This window comes from Mesorhizobium sp. INR15, assembly GCF_015500075.1.
Taxonomy (GTDB): Bacteria; Pseudomonadota; Alphaproteobacteria; order Rhizobiales; family Rhizobiaceae; genus Mesorhizobium.
In genome coordinates this window covers 3457113-3477238 of sequence record NZ_CP045496.1, presented here as the reverse complement: position 1 = coordinate 3477238, position 20126 = coordinate 3457113, and the positions used below count along the sequence as shown (strand labels likewise).

19 protein-coding genes are annotated in these 20126 nt (G+C 63.2%); 10 read left to right on the top strand and 9 right to left on the bottom strand.

All coding sequences use genetic code 11. From position 1 onward, the window contains the following. The first annotated feature begins 102 nt into the window (after nt 1-102). The 6 genes from pbpC to GA829_RS16965 all read left to right on the top strand — a co-directional run bounded on the left by pbpC (nt 103) and on the right by GA829_RS16965 (nt 7006). Nucleotides 103-2193 carry a penicillin-binding protein 1C gene (gene pbpC / locus GA829_RS16990; RefSeq protein WP_195173870.1) on the top strand — a complete coding sequence of 697 codons (2091 nt, stop codon included), beginning with the start codon at nt 103-105 and terminating at the stop codon, nt 2191-2193. Between the two features lie 18 nt (nt 2194-2211). Beyond that, nucleotides 2212-2934 carry a M15 family metallopeptidase gene (locus GA829_RS16985; RefSeq protein ID WP_195173869.1) on the top strand — a complete coding sequence of 241 codons (723 nt, stop codon included), beginning with the start codon at nt 2212-2214 and terminating at the stop codon, nt 2932-2934. 242 nt (nt 2935-3176) lie between these two features. Continuing rightward, the gene (locus GA829_RS16980; protein WP_195173868.1) at nt 3177-4208 is read left to right on the top strand and encodes a sulfate ABC transporter substrate-binding protein; all 1032 of its coding nucleotides are present in this window, start codon (nt 3177-3179) and stop codon (nt 4206-4208) included. A 16-nt stretch (nt 4209-4224) separates the two neighbouring features. Further along, nucleotides 4225-5076 (top strand): sulfate ABC transporter permease subunit CysT, encoded by an 852-nt coding sequence (gene cysT / locus GA829_RS16975; RefSeq protein WP_195173867.1) that lies wholly within the window; start codon nt 4225-4227, stop codon nt 5074-5076. Then, nucleotides 5069-5953: a sulfate ABC transporter permease subunit CysW gene (gene cysW / locus GA829_RS16970; protein WP_195173866.1), complete on the top strand. Its 885-nt coding sequence runs from the start codon at nt 5069-5071 to the stop codon at nt 5951-5953. Before cysT ends, cysW begins: the two co-directional genes overlap by 8 nt. Before the next feature lie 12 nt (nt 5954-5965). Continuing rightward, nucleotides 5966-7006: a sulfate/molybdate ABC transporter ATP-binding protein gene (locus tag GA829_RS16965; RefSeq protein WP_195173865.1), complete on the top strand. Its 1041-nt coding sequence runs from the start codon at nt 5966-5968 to the stop codon at nt 7004-7006. 30 nt (nt 7007-7036) lie between these two features. Here GA829_RS16965 and GA829_RS16960 read toward each other — a convergent pair whose 3' ends face one another. Beyond that, nucleotides 7037-7432 (bottom strand): type II toxin-antitoxin system VapC family toxin, encoded by a 396-nt coding sequence (locus tag GA829_RS16960; protein ID WP_210337672.1) that lies wholly within the window; start codon nt 7430-7432, stop codon nt 7037-7039. Continuing rightward, nucleotides 7432-7704 carry an antitoxin gene (locus tag GA829_RS16955; RefSeq protein WP_195173863.1) on the bottom strand — a complete coding sequence of 91 codons (273 nt, stop codon included), beginning with the start codon at nt 7702-7704 and terminating at the stop codon, nt 7432-7434. The genes GA829_RS16960 and GA829_RS16955 overlap by 1 nt, the downstream gene beginning before the upstream one ends. Before the next feature lie 223 nt (nt 7705-7927). On the opposite strand from GA829_RS16955, the gene GA829_RS16950 reads away from it, so the two are divergent. The 3 genes from GA829_RS16950 to GA829_RS16940 all read left to right on the top strand — a co-directional run bounded on the left by GA829_RS16950 (nt 7928) and on the right by GA829_RS16940 (nt 10835). Continuing rightward, complete coding sequence (locus tag GA829_RS16950) at nt 7928-8914, top strand: sulfate ABC transporter substrate-binding protein (protein WP_195173862.1); 987 nt, start codon at nt 7928-7930, stop codon at nt 8912-8914. 254 nt (nt 8915-9168) lie between these two features. Next, a complete protein-coding gene (locus tag GA829_RS16945) occupies nt 9169-9618 on the top strand; it encodes an RrF2 family transcriptional regulator (protein ID WP_006202816.1) in 450 nt (149 codons plus the stop codon). Nucleotides 9619-9779: 161 nt separating this feature from the next. Continuing rightward, the gene (locus GA829_RS16940) at nt 9780-10835 is read left to right on the top strand and encodes a hypothetical protein (protein WP_308462067.1); all 1056 of its coding nucleotides are present in this window, start codon (nt 9780-9782) and stop codon (nt 10833-10835) included. Here the strand turns inward: GA829_RS16940 and GA829_RS16935 are convergent. From GA829_RS16935 to GA829_RS16905, 7 genes are all read right to left on the bottom strand, one after another. Next, nucleotides 10830-11309: a gluconokinase gene (locus GA829_RS16935; RefSeq protein WP_195179700.1), complete on the bottom strand. Its 480-nt coding sequence runs from the start codon at nt 11307-11309 to the stop codon at nt 10830-10832. The genes GA829_RS16940 and GA829_RS16935 overlap by 6 nt on opposite strands. 71 nt (nt 11310-11380) lie before the next feature. Continuing rightward, complete coding sequence (locus GA829_RS16930) at nt 11381-12367, bottom strand: ABC transporter permease (protein WP_195173860.1); 987 nt, start codon at nt 12365-12367, stop codon at nt 11381-11383. Then, complete coding sequence (locus GA829_RS16925; protein WP_195173859.1) at nt 12364-13344, bottom strand: ABC transporter permease; 981 nt, start codon at nt 13342-13344, stop codon at nt 12364-12366. The genes GA829_RS16930 and GA829_RS16925 overlap by 4 nt, the downstream gene beginning before the upstream one ends. Next, complete coding sequence (locus tag GA829_RS16920; RefSeq protein ID WP_195173858.1) at nt 13341-14882, bottom strand: sugar ABC transporter ATP-binding protein; 1542 nt, start codon at nt 14880-14882, stop codon at nt 13341-13343. The genes GA829_RS16925 and GA829_RS16920 overlap by 4 nt, the downstream gene beginning before the upstream one ends. Before the next feature lie 77 nt (nt 14883-14959). Further along, complete coding sequence (locus GA829_RS16915) at nt 14960-16087, bottom strand: sugar ABC transporter substrate-binding protein (RefSeq protein WP_195173857.1); 1128 nt, start codon at nt 16085-16087, stop codon at nt 14960-14962. A gap of 301 nt (nt 16088-16388) precedes the next feature. Beyond that, nucleotides 16389-17417, bottom strand: a complete 1029-nt coding sequence (gene gntR, locus GA829_RS16910) for an HTH-type transcriptional regulator GntR (RefSeq protein WP_195173856.1) — start codon at nt 17415-17417, stop codon at nt 16389-16391. A gap of 168 nt (nt 17418-17585) precedes the next feature. Continuing rightward, on the bottom strand, nt 17586-18755 hold the full coding sequence (locus tag GA829_RS16905; RefSeq protein WP_195179699.1) for an MFS transporter: 1170 nt from the start codon (nt 18753-18755) through the stop codon (nt 17586-17588). 306 nt (nt 18756-19061) lie between these two features. On the opposite strand from GA829_RS16905, the gene iolE reads away from it, so the two are divergent. Further along, nucleotides 19062-19973, top strand: a complete 912-nt coding sequence (iolE, locus tag GA829_RS16900; RefSeq protein WP_195173855.1) for a myo-inosose-2 dehydratase — start codon at nt 19062-19064, stop codon at nt 19971-19973. The last annotated feature ends 153 nt before the right edge of the window (nt 19974-20126 follow it).

Below are 20126 nucleotides of genomic sequence, written 5' to 3'. Positions count from 1 at the left end.
AATAGTCGGTGTTGCAGAACAGGCAACGACGTTGCGGCCAGTTCCCTTCTCCCCGCCACTATGCGGGGAGAAGGTGCCGGCAGGCGGATGAGGGGCAGCACCATGCTCTCCAGAAAACTCTTGCACCGTTTGGCGATTACCACCGCCTCCCTCGCCGGCATCCTCGCCCTTTCCGTCGCCACCCTTTGGGAACTCGACCGCGCCTTTCCGCCACCACTGCCGGCGGAACTCACGGTCTCCACCGAAGTGCAGGACCGCGACGGCGCCCTGCTGCGCGCCTTCGCCACGCCGGACGGCTACTGGCGGCTCGAAACCAGGCTGGACCAGGTCGACAAGCAGTTCGTCGACATGCTGGTCACCTATGAAGACAAGCGCTTCTGGGACCATGAGGGCGTCGATCTTCTGGCGCTGGCGCGTGCTGCCGGTCAATTCGCCAGCAGTGGCCATATCGTTTCCGGCGGCTCGACCCTGTCGATGCAACTCGCCCGGCTGATCGAACCGCGCGAAAGCCGCAGCCTCGGCTCCAAGATCAAGCAGATGCTGCGCGCCATCCAGATCGAGCGCCGGCTGTCCAAGCGCGAGATCCTCGAACGCTACCTGACGCTGGCGCCCTATGGCGGCAACCTGGAAGGCGTGCGTGCCGCTTCGCTGGCCTATTTCGGCAAGGAGCCGAAGCGGCTCACCGTTTCGGAATCAGCCCTGCTCGTCGCCCTCCCGCAATTGCCCGAGAGGCGCCGGCCCGACCGCAACCTCCAGATCGCCCACGCAGCCCGCGACCGCGTGCTGACCCGCATGGTCTCCTCCGGCCTGCTGGGCGAGCGCGAGGCCGCGCGCGCCGCGCTCGATGACGTGTCTGGCCTGCGCCGCACATTGCCGGCACTCGCCGCCCATGCCGCCTACGCGATGTTGCCGAGGGCTGTTCCCGGTCAGCCGCTGAAGCTGACGATCCGCAAGAGCGTCCAGGAAGGGTTGGAACAGGTTGCCAGGGACGCCGCGACAAAACTTGGCCCTCGCCTGTCCGTCGCCATGGTTATGGCCGACGCACGCACCGGGGACATTCTCGGCGAAGTCGGCTCGGCCAATTTCTTTGACGCCAGCCGCTCCGGTTGGATCGACATGACCAAGATCGTGCGCTCGCCAGGCTCGACCTTGAAGCCTTTCATCTACGGGCTCGCTTTCGAGCAGGGGCTGGTGGCGCAGGAAACGCTGATCGAGGACAGCCCGGTCGACTTCTCCGGCTACCGGCCGAAGAATTTCGACATGGGCTATCAGGGTGATGTCAGCATCCGGCAGGCGCTGCAACTGTCGCTCAATGTTCCAGCGATCCGCGTGCTCGATGCTGTTGGCCCGGCGCGGCTGACGGCGCGCTTCCGCCAGGCCGGCGTCAGCCCGATCCTGCCGATCAACGAGGCGCCGGGCCTTGCCATCGGCCTCGGCGGCGTTGGCGTGACGCTGCGCGATCTCGTTCAGCTCTACACTGGCCTCGCCAATGGCGGCAAAACGCACACGCTGCATGACGGCACCGAGCCGGCGAATGCCGAACGCACCAGCGCCACCATCCTCGATGGCCAGGCGAACTGGCAGATCACCGACATCCTGTCCGGCGTCAAGCCGCCGGAGGGTGCCTCCCAGCGCGGCATCGCCTACAAGACCGGTACATCCTATGGCTACCGCGACGCCTGGTCGGTGGGCTTCGACGGCCGCTATGTGCTCGGCGTCTGGGTCGGCCGGCCCGATGCGGGTGCCGTGCCCGGCCTGTCCGGCTACGTCTCGGCCGCGCCGATCCTTTTCGAGGGCTTTGTCCGCTCGGGCATTGCCACCGTTCCATTGCCGGGCAAGCCGCCCGGCGTCTTCAGCCCAAAGCGCAACGACTTGCCTGTCACGCTTGCCCGCTTCGGCGCCGGCTCGGACGGACTGGTGCAGGCAACGCAGACCGAACCGGCGCCAACCATCATCTTTCCGCCAGACGGCGCCCGCGTCGATCTCGGCACCAATTCGGCCGACGCCTCGCCGCTGGTGCTGAAGCTGCAAGGAGGCCGAGCACCATTCCGCTGGCTGGCCAACGGCAAGCCACTGCTCGGCATCGATCGACGCCGCACGGCGACCTGGCTGCCTGACGGCGCCGGCTATTCGACGCTGACCGTCATCGACGCCGTCGGCCGCGCGGCCAGTGTGAAGATCTTCGTCGAGTGAATGCTTCCGTTGAATAGAATGCGCCAGGCGATTCAGCGCGTTGGGTTTTATGCCTTGATGGTCACGGCTGCCATTCCGGCGGCATATGCCGACACCCTACCCGCCGGCTTTGTCCGTCTCGCGGACGTCGATGCATCGATCCGCCAGGATATCCGCTACGCCGGCTCGGACAATTTCCTGCACCGCAAGGCCAATGGCTATGAGGCGCCGGTGTGTATCCTGACCCGGCAGGCGGCAGAGGCTCTGGCCGGTGTCCAGAGGTGGGTCACCGCCAAGGGGCTGACGCTGGTCGTGTTCGACTGCTACCGCCCTGCCCGCGCCGTCACCGACATGGGCGCATGGACCCGCGCCGGCGGCCCCGCTGACCCGCGATGGTATCCGAAGGTCAAGCGCGACGACCTGATCGCCAAGGGCTATATCGGCGAATTGTCGACCCATTCGCGCGGATCAACCGTCGACGTCGCCCTCGCGCGAACCGGCGATGCATCCAACCCCGGCCCGGCCTGTGGTGCTCCAGATGCCGACACGCTCGATTTCGGCACCGGCTTCGACTGTTTCGATCCGCTGAGCGAAACCACGCACCACCCGCTTGGCAAGGAAGCGGCGGCAAATCGCCTGTTGCTGGTCGAAGCCATGCGCGCCGCCGGCTTCAAGAACTATGCGCGCGAGTGGTGGCATTTCACTCTGGAACACGAACCGTTCGCAAAACAGCGCTTCGACTTTCCCGTTACCGCTGAGTGAACCTGCCCGGCCACGGTCGTGCCGCGCCATCGCATTCACAAACGTTTTTCGAACCCGTGACCTCTAGCTGGAGCACGCATCCGCTTCGCGTGGATTCCGGTCGCCAGCATTTCGAGGAAAAAATTTCTGTATAGCCCGGAATATCGGCGGGAATTTCCTTCTGGGGACCGAAAAAGGCAACATTGAATGCATCTAAATTCTATCAATTCGGTAGAGTTCGCTCCAGTTCAACGGAGGCGGAAATGACCAACCCTCATCATTTCAGGAAACTGCTCGGCGCACTGGTCGCCACATCTGTACAGTTCGGGACGCTCGGTTTCGCGTTTGCCGATACAACCATTCTCAACGTCTCCTACGATCCGACGCGCGAGCTTTACAAAGCCTATGACGAAGCCTTCGTGGCGCACTGGAAGGCCGAGACCGGCGAAACGGTCACCATCCAGCAGTCGCATGGCGGATCGGGCGCACAGGCCCGCGCCGTGATCGATGGCCTCGACGCCGACGTGGTAACGCTGGCGCTGGAGGGCGACATCAACGCCATCGTCTCCAAGTCGAAGAAGATCAACCCGGATTGGCGCACCAAGTTCGAGAACAATTCCGCCCCTTACACCTCGACCATCATCTTCCTCGTCCGCAAGGGCAATCCCAAGGGCATCCATGACTGGAACGACCTGGTCAAGGATGGCGTCCAGGTGATCACGCCAAACCCGAAGACCTCGGGTGGCGCGCGCTGGAACTACCTGGCCGCCTGGGCCTATGCCAACGCCAATGACGGCGGCGACGAAGCCAAGACCAAGGAATTCGTCGGCAAGCTCTATGCCAATGCCCCGGTGCTCGACACCGGAGCGCGCGGCTCCACCGTGACCTTCGCGCAAAAGGGCCTCGGCGACGTGCTGATCGCCTGGGAAAACGACGCCTATCTGGCGCTTGACGAGTTTGGCTCCGACAATTTCGACATCGTCTACCCCCCGACCTCGATCCTGGCCGAGCCGCCTGTTGCCGTGGTCGATGCCAATGTCGATGCCAAGGGCACGCGCAAGGTCGCCGAAGCCTATCTGGGCTACCTCTATTCCAAGGAAGGCCAAACGATCATTGCCAAGAACCACTATCGCCCGTCGAAGCCAGATCTGGTGCCGCCGGAGGATCTCGCCAAGCTGCCCGCCATCAAGCTGATTACCATCGACGATCCGCTCTTCGGCGGCTGGAAGAAGGCACAGCCTTATCATTTCGGCGACGGTGGTATATTCGACCAGATTTACAAGCCGGCCCAATAGGAAGATCCAGGACCACATGAGCATAGCACCCGCCCAGGCGGGGTGGCGGTTCAGACAGCCGAGCGTCATTCCGGGTTTCGGATTGACGCTCGGCTTCTCGCTTGCCTACCTCACGCTTATCATCCTCATCCCTCTTTCCGGGCTTGTATGGCGTTCGGCTGCCCTCGGCTGGGCTGAATTCTGGGCAATTGCCATCGACCGACGCACCATCAACGCGCTTCAGATCAGCTTCGGAACCGCGTTCATCGCGGCGGCCGTCAATGTCGTCTTCGGCACGCTCGTCGCCTGGGTGCTGGTGCGCTACCGCTTTCCCGGCCGCCGCGTCGTCGATGCCATGGTCGACCTGCCTTTCGCCCTGCCGACCGCCGTGGCCGGCATCGCGTTGACCACGCTTTATGCGCCGAACGGCTGGATCGGCCACCTCCTGGCGCCGCTCGGCATCAAGGTTGCCTACACGCCGCTCGGCATCGTCGTCGCGCTGATCTTCATCGGCCTGCCCTTCGTCGTGCGCACCGTGCAGCCGATCATGGAAGAGATAGACAAGGAGGTCGAGGAAGCCGCCGCCACGCTCGGCGCCAGCCGCTTCCAGATCATCACCCGCATCCTGTTTCCGGGCCTGGCGCCGGCCATCATCACCGGCTTTTCTCTGGCCTTCGCGCGCGGCGTCGGCGAATACGGCTCGGTCATCTTCATCGCCGGCAACCTGCCCTACAAATCCGAGATCGCGCCGCTTTTGATCGTCATCCGGCTTGAGGAATACAACTACCCCGCCGCCACCGCGATCGCGGCGATCATGCTGATCTTGTCGTTCGTCATGCTTCTGGTCGTCAACCTGGCGCAGACATGGAGCCGCAAGCGCTATGGCTGATCCCGAAATCAAATCCTACGAGCCCTACCACGAAAGCCGCTCGGCAGCGGTCACCGAGAGCCGTCCGGCACAAGCCGTGCTGATGCTGATTGCCTTTGCCTTCCTTGGCATCTTCCTGCTCTTGCCGCTGATCATCGTGTTCCACGAAGCGCTCGCCAAAGGCATCGGTGCCTATACGCAGTCGCTGAGCGACGCCGACACGCGTTCGGCGATCCGGCTGACATTGCTGGTGGCGGCGATCTCGGTGCCGCTCAACATCGTCTTCGGCATTTCCGCTGCCTGGGCGATCGCCAAGTTCGAGTTCAAGGGCAAGGCCTTCCTGACCACATTGATCGACCTGCCCTTCTCGGTCTCGCCGGTCATTTCAGGCCTCGTCTATGTGCTTCTGTTTGGCGCGCAAGGCTTGCTCGGCGGCTGGCTGAAGGCGCATGGCATCGTCATCCTGTTTGCCGTGCCCGGCATTGTGCTCGCCACCGTCTTCGTCACCTTTCCCTTCGTCGCCCGCGAGCTGATCCCGCTGATGCAGGAACAGGGCAATGGCGACGAAGAGGCAGCCCTGTCGCTCGGTGCCAATGGCTGGCAGACCTTCTGGTACGTCACCTTGCCCAACATCAAATGGGGCCTGCTCTACGGCGTGCTCCTGTGCAACGCCCGCGCCATGGGCGAATTCGGCGCCGTCTCGGTGGTGTCGGGCCACATACGCGGCCTGACCAACACGATGCCGCTGCATGTCGAAATCCTCTATAACGAATACAACGCCGTCGGCGCCTTTGCCGTCGCCTCATTGCTTGCGGGCCTGGCGCTCGTCACGCTGGTCTTGAAAACACTTCTCGAGATGCGCTACGGCGCCGAGATCGCCGCAGCGCGCGGACATTAGAAGGTTCAATCGATGGAAGTTCGCGTTGCCAATGTGCGCAAGGAGTTTGACCGGTTTCCGGCGCTGCACGACGTGTCGCTCGACATCAAGTCGGGTGAGCTGATCGCGCTGCTGGGGCCGTCCGGTTCCGGCAAGACGACGCTGCTTCGGCTGATCGCCGGGCTGGAGCGGCCGACACGGGGAAAAATCTTCTTCGGCGATGATGATGCCTCGCAGAAGTCGATCCAGGAGCGCAATGTCGGCTTCGTCTTCCAGCATTATGCGCTGTTCCGGCACATGACAGTGGCTGACAATATCGGCTTCGGCCTCAAGGTCCGGCACGGGTCGACGCGCCCGCCGGCACAGGAGATCCGCCGCCGCGCCTCCGAGTTGCTCGATCTCGTCCAGCTTTCAGGTCTGGAAAAGCGCTATCCAGCGCAACTCTCCGGCGGCCAGCGCCAGCGTGTGGCGCTCGCCCGCGCCATGGCGATCGAGCCAAAGGTTCTGCTGCTCGACGAACCGTTTGGCGCGCTGGACGCGCAGGTGCGGCGCGAACTGCGCCGCTGGCTGCGCGAAATCCATGATACCACCGGCCACACCACCGTCTTCGTCACCCACGACCAGGAAGAGGCGCTGGAGCTTGCCGACCGCGTCGTGGTGATGAGCCAGGGCCGCATCGAACAGGTCGGCACCGCCGACGATATCTACGACACGCCGAACTCACCCTTTGTGTATGGCTTCATTGGGGAATCGAGCTCGATCCCGGTCAAGGTCGAGAATGGCGAGGTCTGGATCGCTGATCGCCCGATCGGGCTGTCGGCGCCAAATGCCCCTCCCGGCGAAGCGACCCTGTTCTTCCGCCCGCATGATGTCGAACTTTTGGACGGCTGCAGCGGCTGCATTGCTGGCACGGTCGCCGCCAGCCGCCGCGTCGCCGGCACAAGACGCGTCGAGCTCGAGATCGGCGGCGCGCGCCAGCGCGTTGAGATCGAATTGCCCGTCGACCATCCGGCGGCGCAGAAGAGCCGGGTGGCCTTCCGCCCGGGACGCTGGAAGCTGTTCCCGGCTGCTTGATCCATAGAGGCCACGACGGTCTCCATGGCATCAAGCCAGCCAGTTCTCGACCTTCAGGCCTCTGATCCGGGTGAACTCTCCCCAATTCGCGGTCACCAATGTAATTCCTAGGACATAGGCGTGGGCGGCAATAAACAAGTTGTGGCCGATGGCCTGGCCCGCACCTTCCAGCTCGGCACGAATAGCGCCGTACTCGGCATCGACCGGCACATCGAGCGGCAAGACAGGAATCTCAGCCAGCAATTGCTCAACTTTGCTGAGCAGCTTGGCGGATCCCTTTTTGGCGCAGCCATATCTCAGTTCCGAGGCGACCACGATGCTGGTGCAGACGGCATCGTCGCCCTCGCGGGCCATGGCGCTCGCGGCATTTCCCGCCGGGTTTCGGATCATGTCGCTGATGATGCTGGTGTCCAGCATGAACCGCATCAAAAAATGTCTTCTGGGTGAATTGGCGCATCGCCGATCTCGGGAAAATCATCCTCAGGACCGAGCGGCGCCTCTTTCGCCCACTGTGAGAGCAATGCGGTGAGGCCAGGTTTGCGAACTGCCTCGATGACGAGGCGGTCCCCTTCCCGACTGATCAAAACCTTGTCGCCAGGAAGCTCGAACTCAACCGGAATGCGCACCGCCTGGCTGCGATTGTTGCGGAATAGTTTTGCCTCCTTGGGCAGCGTTGTCGAATGACGGTGCTGAGGCATCGCGGCTCCCTTGTATATGCCATATGTATATGCCTTGCGACACCATCATGCAACCTGTCAGGCCGCGATGAAGACTCAACTTGGAAGGAAATCCTAACAACGGGCTGTTTCGGCGATATCTTTTCTCACAGCGCTTCCGCGGAGCCGCAAGGCGTACCTCGTCGCGCGCCACTGCGCCGCTATGTTCGTGCTATAAACGCATTGCATCCGGAGCCTTGTTTTCATGAAGCGATTTCTCGTTGCCACCGCCGCTTTGGCCGGCCTGTTCCTCGCATCCTCCCAAGCCTGGTCAGCCGACAAATTGTTGAACGCATCCTATGACGTCGGCCGCGAATTGTTCGTGCAGGTCAACAAGGCCTTCATTTCCGGACATCCCGGCGTCACCATCGACCAGTCGCATGCCGGAACTTCGGCCCAGGCACGCGCTATCGCCGAAGGGCTTGGCGCCGACGTCGTCACCTTCAACCAGGTCACCGACATCGACTTCCTGGTCAAGAAGGGTCTGGTCTCCGCCGACTGGCAGAAAGATTTTCCCGACAACGCTTCGCCCTTCTACTCGCTGCCGTCCTTCCTGGTGCGCGCCGGCAATCCCAAGCATATCAAGGACTGGAACGATCTCGTCCGCGACGACGTGCAGGTGATCTTCCCCAACCCGAAGACCTCTGGCAATGCGCGCTATACCTACCTGGCGGCCACCGCCTACGCCAAGGAAGCCTTCAAGGGCGACGATGCCAAGGTGAAGGAGTTCATCACCAAGCTGTTCAACAACGTGCCGATCTTCGACACCGGCGGGCGCGCCGCGACCACCACCTTCGTGCAGCGTGAGATCGGCGATGTGCTGATCACCTTCGAATCCGAGACACGCGGCATCCGCAAGGAGTATGGCAACGACAAGTTCGAGCAGGTCACGCCTTCGGTCAGCCTGCTGGCGGAATTCCCGGTGGCGATCGTCGACAAGGTCGCCGACGAGCACGGCTCGCGCGATCTCGCAAAAACCTATCTCGACTTCCTCTACACGCCCGAAGGCCAGGACATCCTGGCGCAGAACGGCAACCGCGTTCGCGACGCCGCCGTCGCCGCCAAATACAAGGCCGACTTTCCAGATGTCCGCCTGCTGACGGTTGAAGACGTCTTCGGCGGCTGGGACAAGGTCCAGCAGGAGCATTTCGCCGCCGGCGGCCTGCTCGACCAGACCTACGGCAGCCGCTAGGAATCAGGATCCTTCGAAAGGATTGAAAGCCGGCGTTTTGCCGGCTTTCTTCGTTTCCAGGCCTCGAGCGGTGATTTCCCGTGCATTGCTCGCGCCAATGATCAAAACGTTACAAAGAATCAACGCGTTTGTGCCTAACGTGTCGTCCTGCGGCTAGTTTTGTGCGAAACGGCTCCGCGCGGCCAAATTGTCATCATTTGCACACAAACAGTCGCCAGATGCGGGTTGTTGGGGCTTTTTGGGTTGAACAGGGCATGCTGACAAAAAAAGGCAAATACGGCCTCAAGGCCCTCGTGCATCTGTCCGGCCTGCCGGTTGGCCAATTGGCCTTCGTCAACGACATCGCAGTCGCCAACAACATCCCGAAGAAATTCCTCGACGCCATCCTGGGCGAATTGCGCAATGCCGGCTTTGTCCAGAGCCGCAAGGGCAAGGAGGGCGGCTACCGCCTCGCCCGGCCAGCCTCCGAGATCAAGATCGGCCATGTCGTGCGCGTGCTCGACGGGCCGCTGGCGCCTATCCCTTGCGCCAGCCGCACCCAGTATCAGCGCTGCGAGGATTGTGACGAGGCGACCTGCCAGGTCCGCCACATGATGCTGGAAGTGCGCCAGGCCATCGCCGAGGTACTCGACAACCGCAGCCTCGCCGCCATGCGTGACGCTGACAATGACGACTTTCCGGTCGAGCTGACCTCGCAGATCTAGTTTGTATCGCCTAAAAGTGCGTCGCAACTTTAGAAAGACGACATGCACAGAATGAAGGCACCGGCTGGATGAGGCTATTCTGGTTCACAAAACCCGAAAAAGCCTTTCGTGGATTACCACCAGGCGACATCTATCACACTGAAATCATCGCCGATGTTGCCGTGCCCGAGAGCGCGGAAACGGTTCGCTTTTTCAGCCGCAAGCCGGTGCGAACCTCTGGGGATCGCGTTCTCTCCAGCAAGGATCTTCGCGAGACGGTGCTCTTGGCTTTCTATCTCGGAGTAGCAGCCTTGCTGCCGGTGCGCTGGTGGGCGCCGGTTTGCAACTGGGTGTCCGGCCTTCGTCTGAAGCGCCATATGCGCAAGGATTTCCCGCGCTACGCCGCCGCCATGCGCGCGACCCTCGGCCAAGATGTCGACGCGGAAGGGCTGTTCAGGCGCCTCCTTGCCGCGGGGCACCGCCGGCGCCTGCAACCCATCGCGCATCTGGTCAGCGCGCGATGGTCGCCGTCAATCCGGTTGGAGGGCCTGGAAGGCTTGCAGGAAGCCCTGCTGCGTGGCCGCGGCGCCATCATCTGGTGCGATCAATTCACCGCCCAGACCATCATGGGCAAGCGCGCACTCCATGAGGCGGGCATCGAGGCGCATCAGGTCAGCGTGCGCAATCACGGGGTATCGAGCACAAGATTTGGCGCGCTCCTGCTCAACTTGCCGATGGTCAATGTAGAGAACCGTTTCCTGAAAAGCCGGCTCGTCTTCGAGCGGAACGATGCCTACCAGGTCACCGCCCGGATGCAGAAGATCCTGAAGTCCAATGGCGTTGTCCTGATGACCAACAACATCCACGCCGGATCGACGTTCACGGAGGTTGCCATTGGAGAGAGCGCCTGGGCCCAGCTTGCCTCCGCGCCCGCGAATTTCGCCGCGAGGAACGGGACAGCGCTGTTTGCCATGTCGACTTTCGAGACCGCTCCGTTCCGCGAGTATCTCGCGATGATCAGCCCGGAGCTGGCCCCGACCCCGGCGGGCGAAGCCGTGATTCCGGTCAAGGACGGCGCGAAGAACATGGCCCTCCAGGCGCGCTACATTCTGCTCAAGCGCGACCGTCTGCTCGAGGCCGCGAAACGCCACCCGGAGCAACTGATGACGTGGTTCGCCGGGCACCGGATGAGCGAGCAGGCCGATAATATCGTCGCCGATGATGAAACAGCTTCATGAGCGCAGCGCACGGGCAACGGTTCGCACCAGATCACCGATAGGGCGCGTGGCATCGAGCGTCAGCGCACGCTCGTCCGATCCTGGCGCTTCGAGAATGGCGAACTGGCTGTCGACCAGGCTTGCCGGCATGAAATGGCCCTTGCGGTTGCCAACGCGGCGCCTGGCTGTGGCTCGGTCGACCTCCAGATAGACGAAGACGATGTCCCCGCAGAAACCACGCAGCCGGTCACGATAGCTACGCTTCAGCGCCGAGCAGGCAGCGACTACGCCTTGCCCCTCGCCAACCAGCGTTGCGATACGCTGGCCGATCGCATCGAGCCAGCCTTCGCGCAGGGCGTCGGTAAGCGCCTCGCCGCTGGCCATGCGCTTGACGTTCTCAGGCGGATGCAGCTTGTCGCCCTCGACGAAGGCAACGCCAAGCGCGGAAGCCAGAGCGATGCCGACAGCCGACTTGCCGCAACCGGCGACACCCATCACCACGATGGCCGGCGCCGGCCGGATAGCGCCCGTCGGCGAGTGGACGATATCCACACCCACGATGCGGATCAGCGGCTTGCCGGCGCGCGGCCGTAGAGCAGCAGCATGGCAACGATGACGACGCCATAGATGATCTGCCGCCCGGCCTCCGGCATCTGCATGACCGAAAGAATGGATTGCAGCAGCGTGATGAGGATGACGCCGGCGACAGTGCCGAGATAGGAGCCGCGCCCGCCACGGATGGAGGTGCCGCCGAGCACCACGGCGGCGATCGACGGCAAGAGATAGGCGTCGCCCATCGATTGCGCCGCCTTGGAGGCATAGCCGGCCAGGAGCACGCCGCCGAAGGCTGACAGACCACCGGAGACGGCAAAGGCGATCATCACCACGCGCCGCGTGTCGATGCCGGAGAGATAGGCGGCGCGCTCGCGGTTGCCGATGCCGTAGACGGTGCGGCCAAAGCTGGTCCGGGTCAGCACGAAAACCATGGCCGCGCCGATCAGTGCCCAGATGATCACAGCGTTAGGCACACCCGGAATGATGAAGCCGGTGGCCAGGTAACGCATCGCGCCAGTGGCCGAATCCTGCGGTGAGTAGCCTCCGGTGTAGACGACCATCAACCCTTGGGCGACGGCGTTGGTGGCCAGCGTGATGATCATCGAGGGAATGCGCAGATAGGCGACACCGATGCCGTTGACGATGCCGATCCCGACGCCGCAGAGAATGCCGAAGGGAATGGCCAGCGCCACGCCGACCGGTCCATACGCCGCCGCCGCGCAGGCCATCATGGCGCCCGCCGCCACCGCCCACGGCACCGACAGGTCGATCTGGCCGAGCAGGACGACCAGCATCATGCCGGTGGCGATGACGCCGAGAAACGATGCCACCTTGAGCTGCTGCAGAAGATATTCGGGCGACAGGAAGCTGCGCGAATAGAGACTGCCGACGAAAAGCAGCAGCACGATGCAGGCAAAGGCTGTCAGCACCGCCGGATCGGCGCGGCGGATGAATTTCGGCATGTGCCCGGCGATGCCGTTCAAGGTCGTTTCGCTCACAAGAACCACTCCAGCCGGTTGCGGACCCGAAACAGGGCGAAAGCGCCGAGACTGACCGCGACCAGCAGGATAACGCCCTGGAACAGGGGCTGCCAGAGCGGATCGAAATCGAACACGAACAAAAGGTCGCCGATGGTGCGGAAGGCCAGTGCGCCGAAGATGGCACCGATGGCGCTGCCCTTGCCGCCGAACAGCGAGACGCCGCCAAGCACGACCGAGGCGATCGAAAACAGAGTATAGGCGTTGCCGCTCGCATACGCCGCATCGCCCGTGTAGGTGAAGAAGGTGAGGAACAGCCCGCCGATAGCGGCCAGCAAACCGGCCAGGGTGTAGGCGGCGAACTTGCCCCGGCGGATCGGCACACCGGACATATAGGCTGCCGTCTCGGACGATCCGGCGGCGTAGGCGGCACGGCCAAGCACCGAGCGGCTGAACGGCACCCAGACCACCAGCACGACGGCAAGCAGCACCACCAGGCTGGCCGGCACGACACCGAACACACGGCCCGTCAGCGCGTCGGCCAGATCCTCATTGACCGAACCGCCCGGGAACGGCCGCAGCAACAGGCCGACGCCGTAGTAGACCGCACCCGTGGCAATGGTGGCGACGATCGGCTGCAGCCGGCCATAAATGACAATGGCGCCATTGATCGCCCCGCACAGCAGCCCAACAGCCAGCACAGCCACGACGCCAAGCGCCGTCTGTGTTGGCGTGCCCACCACCAGCCACGAGGCAAGGCAGTTGGTCAAAAGGAAGATCATGCCGACGGACAGATCGATACCGGCGGTGATCACCACCAGCGTCTGCGCCATGGCGACGAAGGCAAGCAGGACGCCCTTGTTCGATGCCGTCTGCACGACATTGGCGGTGAAGCCCGCCGGGTGGTTCGCGGTGTAGATGATGAACATGACGATGAAGATGCCGAGCGCCAGCAGCGTTCCGCGCTGCTCGGCCAGCCAGTAGCGCCAATCTTTCACGCATCCGCTCCTTGGCTCACAGTGCTCTCATGGATGTTGAGCGCGCTGGATATCAGCGCGCGCTCGGTGATCTCGGCCCCAACCAGTTCACGCTTGACCGCCCCGTCATAGAGCACCAGCACCCGGTCGCAGCAGCCGATCAGTTCGTCATAGTCGGTCGAATAAAACAGGATCGCGGCGCCGGCATCGGCGAGCTTGCGCATCAGTTGGTAAAGCTCCTGCTTGGTGCCGACATCAATGCCGCGCGTCGGATCGTTGAGCAGGATGATGCGCGGCTGGCGCATCAGCCATTTGGCGATGACCACCTTCTGCTGATTGCCGCCGGACAGCGCGCCAACCGGGATGTCGAGACCCGCCGTCTTGATCGCCAGTAGCCCGACCATGTCGTCGATCAGCCGTTGCTCGGTGGTACGGTCGATGATACCGGCCTTCGACAGCCGGTCGAGCGCGGCAAAGGACAGGTTTTCGCGCACAGTCATTGGCAGCATCAGCCCCTCGGTCTTGCGGTCCTCGGGAATGAGCGCCATGCCGATGCCGTCCTCCCGCGCTTTCGAGGGGCTGGCGATCGTCACCGGCTTGCCGTCGATCAGGACCTCGCCGGACAAGCCGCGCAACACGCCGAAGAACGCAAGCAGCAATTCGCGCTGGCCCTGGCCGTCAAGCCCGCCAAGGCCGACAACCTCGCCTGCCCTGACGGTCAGCGAGATATTGTCCAGCCGGTCCGTCCAGGAGAGCTTGCGCGCTTCGAGCACGGGCGCGGTCGTGGCTGCCACGGCCGGCGGCTTGGCCGGGAAGATGTGGCTGTATTCGCGGCCGATCATCAGTTCGACCACCTCGTTGTCGCTCTTCGAACCGGCAGGATAACTGGCGACATTGCGGCCGTTGCGGAACACCGTGCACTGGTCCGCCAGTTCGGCGATCTCGTTCATGCGGTGCGAGATATAGAGCAGCGCCAGTCCCTCGGAGCGCAGGCGTTTCAGCACGCCGAAGATCTTCGAGACATCCGTCGCCGTCAGTGCCGAGGTCGCCTCGTCGAGGATCAGGATGCGTGGCTTTCTAGCCAGCGCCTTGGCGATCTCGACCATCTGGCGCCGCGACAGCGGCAGGTCCTTGACCAGCGCCAGCGGATGAATGTCGGCGGCTCCCGCGCGCGCCAGGGCTTCCTCGGCAATGCGGCGCTGCGCCTTGCGGTCGATCATGCCGAAACGCGTCGGCGGATCTGAAATGACAATGTTGTCGGCGACGCTGAGTTCAGGCACCAGCGACAGTTCCTGGAAGATACAGACGATGCCTGCCTTGTTGGCGGCACCCGGTGAGGCAAAGGTCACTTCGCGTCCGTCCAGCATCATGCGGCCTTCGTCGGCAGCGACAACGCCAGCCATGACCTTGATCAGCGTCGACTTGCCGGCGCCATTTTCACCAAGAACGGCATGGATGCTGCCGGCCTCAACCGTAAGCTCAGCCTGTTCCAGCGCGCGCACGCCGCCATAGCGCTTCGATATGCCTTCCATGCGAAAGAGCGGCACCGCACCGTTCATGGCCCCTCCCAAGGCGCTTGGACAAAATCAGGGGTAGGTTCGGCGCCGCGGCAAAGCCGCGGCGCCGAGTGACAGGCCTATTGATTTTCCTTGGTCTGACCCATGATTTCCTGCGCCGTGAAATTGATGCCGCAGGTCGGGAAGGAATTGCCGACGAAGAAGTTGTCGGACTGGTCGGGGAAGAAATCCTGACCTGCCTTGAAGTTCGGATCCTCGACGATCGCCAATGGCAGCTTCACCGACTGCGGAACGACATTGCCTTCAAGCGCGGCGATCGCCGTCTTGATGGCAACGGCAACCTGCGCAGGGCCGGTGCCGGCCGATGAGCACTTCAAACCATCGGCAGCATGCGCCGCGCAGAACTTGCGGAAGCCGTTTTCGGTTTCACCGCCAAACGGCACGAAAGGCTGCTTGGCATCGATCATCGCCTGGACAATGCCAGTGTCGCCACCTTGTCCGGTGACGCCGTCGAAGGGCCCGTTGGTCGCGATCGCGTCGGCAGATGCCTTTTGCGCCACGCCGTCATCCCACTTGCCGACGACCTCGGTGACGGCCCATTTCTTGCCGGAGGCGTCGAGCACCTCATGGATGCCATTGTGGCGGTCGGTGTCGACCGAAGTACCGGCAACGCCGCGCACTTCAAGCACCTTGCCGCCGTTCGGCACATGCTTGACCAGCCAGTTGCCCCAAAGCGCGCCAAGGCCTTTCTGGTCGACATTGACGTTGATGGCGTCCTTGGTGTCGAGAATGTTGTCGAAGGCGACCAGCACCACGCCAGCTTCCTTGGCGCGCTTGATGACCGGCCCGAATGCGGTCGGGTTCTGGGCATTGACGACGATCGCGTCATAACCGGAATCGATGAAGTTGTTGATCGCCGATATCTGTGCCGGCACATCCTCGCCGGTCGAGACGACCTTGAATTCCTTCAACTTCGCCGCGACGTCCTTCTGCGCCGCATAGGCTTTCGCCGTCTGCACCATCTGGATACGCCAGGTGTTGGCGATATAGCCATTGGCGAGCGCGATCCGGTATGGGCCGGCTTTCTTGGGGAACTTGAAGAACTGGGTGTCGGCGGCCCACGGCGTGAAGCAAGCCGGTTCGGCGGCGGGGCCTGATACGATCTCGGGGCCGGCGGCCATGGCGGCTGAATTGAGCGTGACGAATGCAGTGGCGGCAATGATGCCACCAACAAGTGACTTGATCATCGATAGTCCTCCCATTTGCAGTTCTGATTGTCGTTTGCTGTATGAATTCTCGCGCATGGGCCGGCACCTCCTGCCTTGTCCATACGCGCATTCCGGCGGCTGAATGCCGACCCGCACCCTCCCCTTCGCGGCCTCCATCAGGTGCAGGAAATTATCATATTATCCATAATAAACAAGTATCAGTTGTCGCTTATGTATAATAAACAGGCTTGGCACCTTTGCTCCCGCACCTGCTCGCCCAAAATGGTAGCGCTACCATGACGTTGTGTAAAGCACCATTTGCAGAGCGTCTAAAGTAAGTTCAGCGGGCTGTGCTCTCGCGGCGCATGAGCTCGAAACCGAGATCAACGACACGCTCTTGCGGCCTGTTGCCGGCGATCGCCGCCAGCGCCATGGCGACCGACCGCCGGCCGATTTCATAGCGATAGGTGCGGATACTGGTGATCGAAGGGAACGCCACCTGCATCATGTCGAAATCGTTGAAGCCGACGATGCCGATCGTCTTCGGCACGGCGATGGCGGCGCGATGGCATTCAAACAGCACGCCGACCGCGATATCGTCATTGTTGCAGAACACCCCGTCGAGCGTCGGCATCTTGGCCAGCGCGTCACGGAACAGTTCGCGCCCGAGGGTGACGCTGGACGGCACCGGCGTGGTGGTGATCAGGCGCGGATCGAACAGGCCGGCCTGCTCCATCGCCGCGCGATAGCCGGCAAGGCGCCGCTGCGAACGCGGGTCCATGCGTGCGCCGATGAAGCCGATACGGCGGTAGCCCGCCTCGATCAGATGTTCGGTCGCCCGCCTGCCCCCGTCGAGATGCGAGAAACCGACCATCATGTCGACCGGATCGGGCCCGGTCTCCATCACCTGCACAACCGGGCAGCCCGCAGTTTCCAGCAGCTTTCGCGATGTCGGCGTCTGGTCGATGCCGGCGACGATCAGCGCCGCAGGGCGTTGCGGGCCGAACACTTGCAGGAGGCGCTCTTCCTCGAGCCCGGAATAGTGGGTGTTGCCAAGCTGGATGCGGAATGGGCTGTCCGACAGGCTGTCATAGATGCCGCGCACCACCTCGGCGAACACGTTGTTGGTCAGCGACGGCACCAGCACGCCGAACACCTCGGCCCGCGCCGAGGCCAGCGCCCGCGCATTGGGATCAGGCACGTAGCCAAGCTCGTCAACGGCGGCCTGGATCTGGCGGCGCAGGTCTTCCGAGACACGTCCCGGTTCGCGAAGCGCGCGGGACACCGTGATGGCGCCAACGCCGGCCTTGCGCGCCACGTCGGCGATGGTCGGCCGGCCGCCGCCACGGCGTGAGCGCGGCTTGATCAAGAGGCGGCCCTTCGGTCAAATCCACCAAAGCGCGGCCGAGAAACAATCGTCGCTGTTGTCGCCATGTCACCGGCCCGTTGCCGCACCCCGTCGGCCACTGGCGTCGCTCAGCCCTCGCACAATGTCAAGCGGAGCCGATCTCCAGGTACCCCAGGCTGGCGCCGGCGCTCAGGCCATCGCCATGGCGCTGCGCCTTGCCCTCCAGAACACCATCAGCATGACCACCAGGTTCAGCACGTTCCAGGCGATGCCGTTCAGGAAAGCCGCTGCGTAGGAGCCGGTCAGATCGTAGATCCAGCCTGACATCCAGCCGCCGATCGCCATGCCGAAGATGGTCGCCATGATGACGATGCCGACCCGCTGGCCGGCTTCCTTGGCAGGCATGTATTCCCGCACGATGATCGCATAGCAAGGCACGATGCCGCCTTGCGACAGGCCGAACACCAGCGACACGATGTAGAGCGAGGCGAGCCCATCGAAAGGAATATAGAAGAACAGCGACAGGCACTGCAGCACCGAACCGATCAGCAAGGTTTTGACGCCGCCGATGCGGTCCGCGACAAAGCCGGAAACCAGGCGGCTGACCACGCCTGCTGCCATCATGATCGACAACATGTCGGCGCCATGCGCCACGCCATAGCCGAGGTCCATGCAATAGGCGACGATGTGCACCTGCGGCATCGACATTGCCACGCAGCAGCCGAGACCGGCAATGACGAGCAGCACCTGAAGGGCGGTCGGTGACAACGAGATCGGCTGCACCACGCGGCTGCCAGCGGAACCGGCCGCTACGACAGGGGCGCCGCGGCGCAGCATCAGCACCAGCGGCACCATGGTCACCAGGCAGGCGAGGCCGATGGCGACATAGGTGAAGCGCCAGCCTTCGGCTTTCATCAACGGCGGCATGATGGTTGGCCAGATCGTTCCCGCGAGATAGCTCCCGGCGGCGGCAGCAGCCACGGCAACACCGCGCCGGCGGTTGAACCAGTGCGAGATGTCGGCGATCAACGGCCCGAAGATCGCCGAAGTGCCGACACCGATCAGCAACCCTTGAACGAGGGTAAATTGCAGGATGGAGGTCGAAAGCGCCGCCAGCAGGAAGCCGGCAACCAGCGCCATCGAGGACACAAGCGCCGGGATCCAGTAGCCGACACGATCAATGGCGCGCCCGACGAGCACATTGCCGGCGGCGAAACCGACCATGGTTGCCGTATAGGGCATCGATGCCGCGGCGCGATCGACCCCGAACTCGGCCTGCACGGACGGCAGGACGATGACCACCGCCCACATGCCGACGCCGCCGATCGTCCCCAGCAGCATGGAAATGCCGAGCCGCATCCAGGCGTAAGGACTGTCGATCGCTGGGCTGTCTCCAGCCTGGGCAGAAAAGATGGAGGGCAAGGCGTATCCTGTCGGCGGTTCGGATCGACCGCGCTGGCACCACTATGGCGCATTCGCGATGGAGAGCAGCGCCACGTCAGGCAATTCGTCGCGCCAGCGCTGGCTATGACCTGCGCCCCCGCCGGTGGCAGGCTCGACCGCCTCCTAAAGCGGTTCTGTCAAACTCATCCCAACTGGACCTAGTGACAGAACCTCTTTGCCGCCAGTTTGCAACCTCTGCATTGCTCTAGCGAGTCCGGCCGCATGACAGTCAAGATCGGCATCAATCCCATCACTTGGAGCAATGACGATGTGCCCGCGCTCGGTGGCGACACGCCGCTGGAGACGTGTCTCTCCGAAACCGCCCAGGCCGGCTATCGCGGCACGGAACTTGGCGGAAAATTCCCCCGCAAAAGCGCCGAGCTTGCACCGATCCTGTCTTCCCATGGGCTCGAGCTTGTCTCCGGCTGGTATGACGGTCGCATTTTCGACAGCACGGTCGATGAAGAATTCGCCGCGATCACGCCGCACCTGACATTGTTGCGTGATCTCGGCGCCAAGCTTGTCGTCTATGCCGACACCTCACGCGGCCGCCATGACGCGATCTTCGCACCGATCTCGCAGCGCCCGCGCATCTTCAACGGCCAGTGGCGCGATTATGGCGAGAAGGTCACCCGCCTTGCGGAACGCATGGCGGCGTTCGGCGTCGGCATGGCCTTCCATCACCATATGGGCACAATCGTCGAAACCGACGAAGAGGTCGACCAGTTGATGGCAACGACGGGAAAAAGTGTCGGCCTGCTCTTCGACACCGGCCACTGCCTGTTTTCAGGCGGCGATCCGCAGGCACTGCTGCAGCGCCACCTCGACCGCATCGTGCATTTCCACTGCAAGGATGTGCGTCGGCCAGTGCTGGACAGGGCGCGGCGCGAGGACATGAGCTTCATGGCGGCTGTCATGGAAGGCATATTCACAGTGCCTGGAGACGGCTCGGTCGATTTCCTGTCGCTGCTGACGCCGCTGGCCGCACGCGGCTACGAGGGCTGGATCGTCGTCGAGGCCGAGCAGGACCCGGCCAAGGCGCATCCGCTGACCTATGCCACGAAAGGGTATGCATCGCTGCTCGCAACCGCCTGCAAGGCCGGTTTCGACGTGGCGATACGAGACAGGGCCTGACGATCGCCGGGCGGCGGTTGACAGGCTGATTGGGCGCGCCTCGGCTGGGGTAGCGATGCGACGCGCCCGGCGACCCGTGCCGCCTTGCTCCCGATGCGGCGCGGGTCGCGGAATTGTCCCTGCTGGATTTCCGCGCCCAAACTTTCCAGGCTT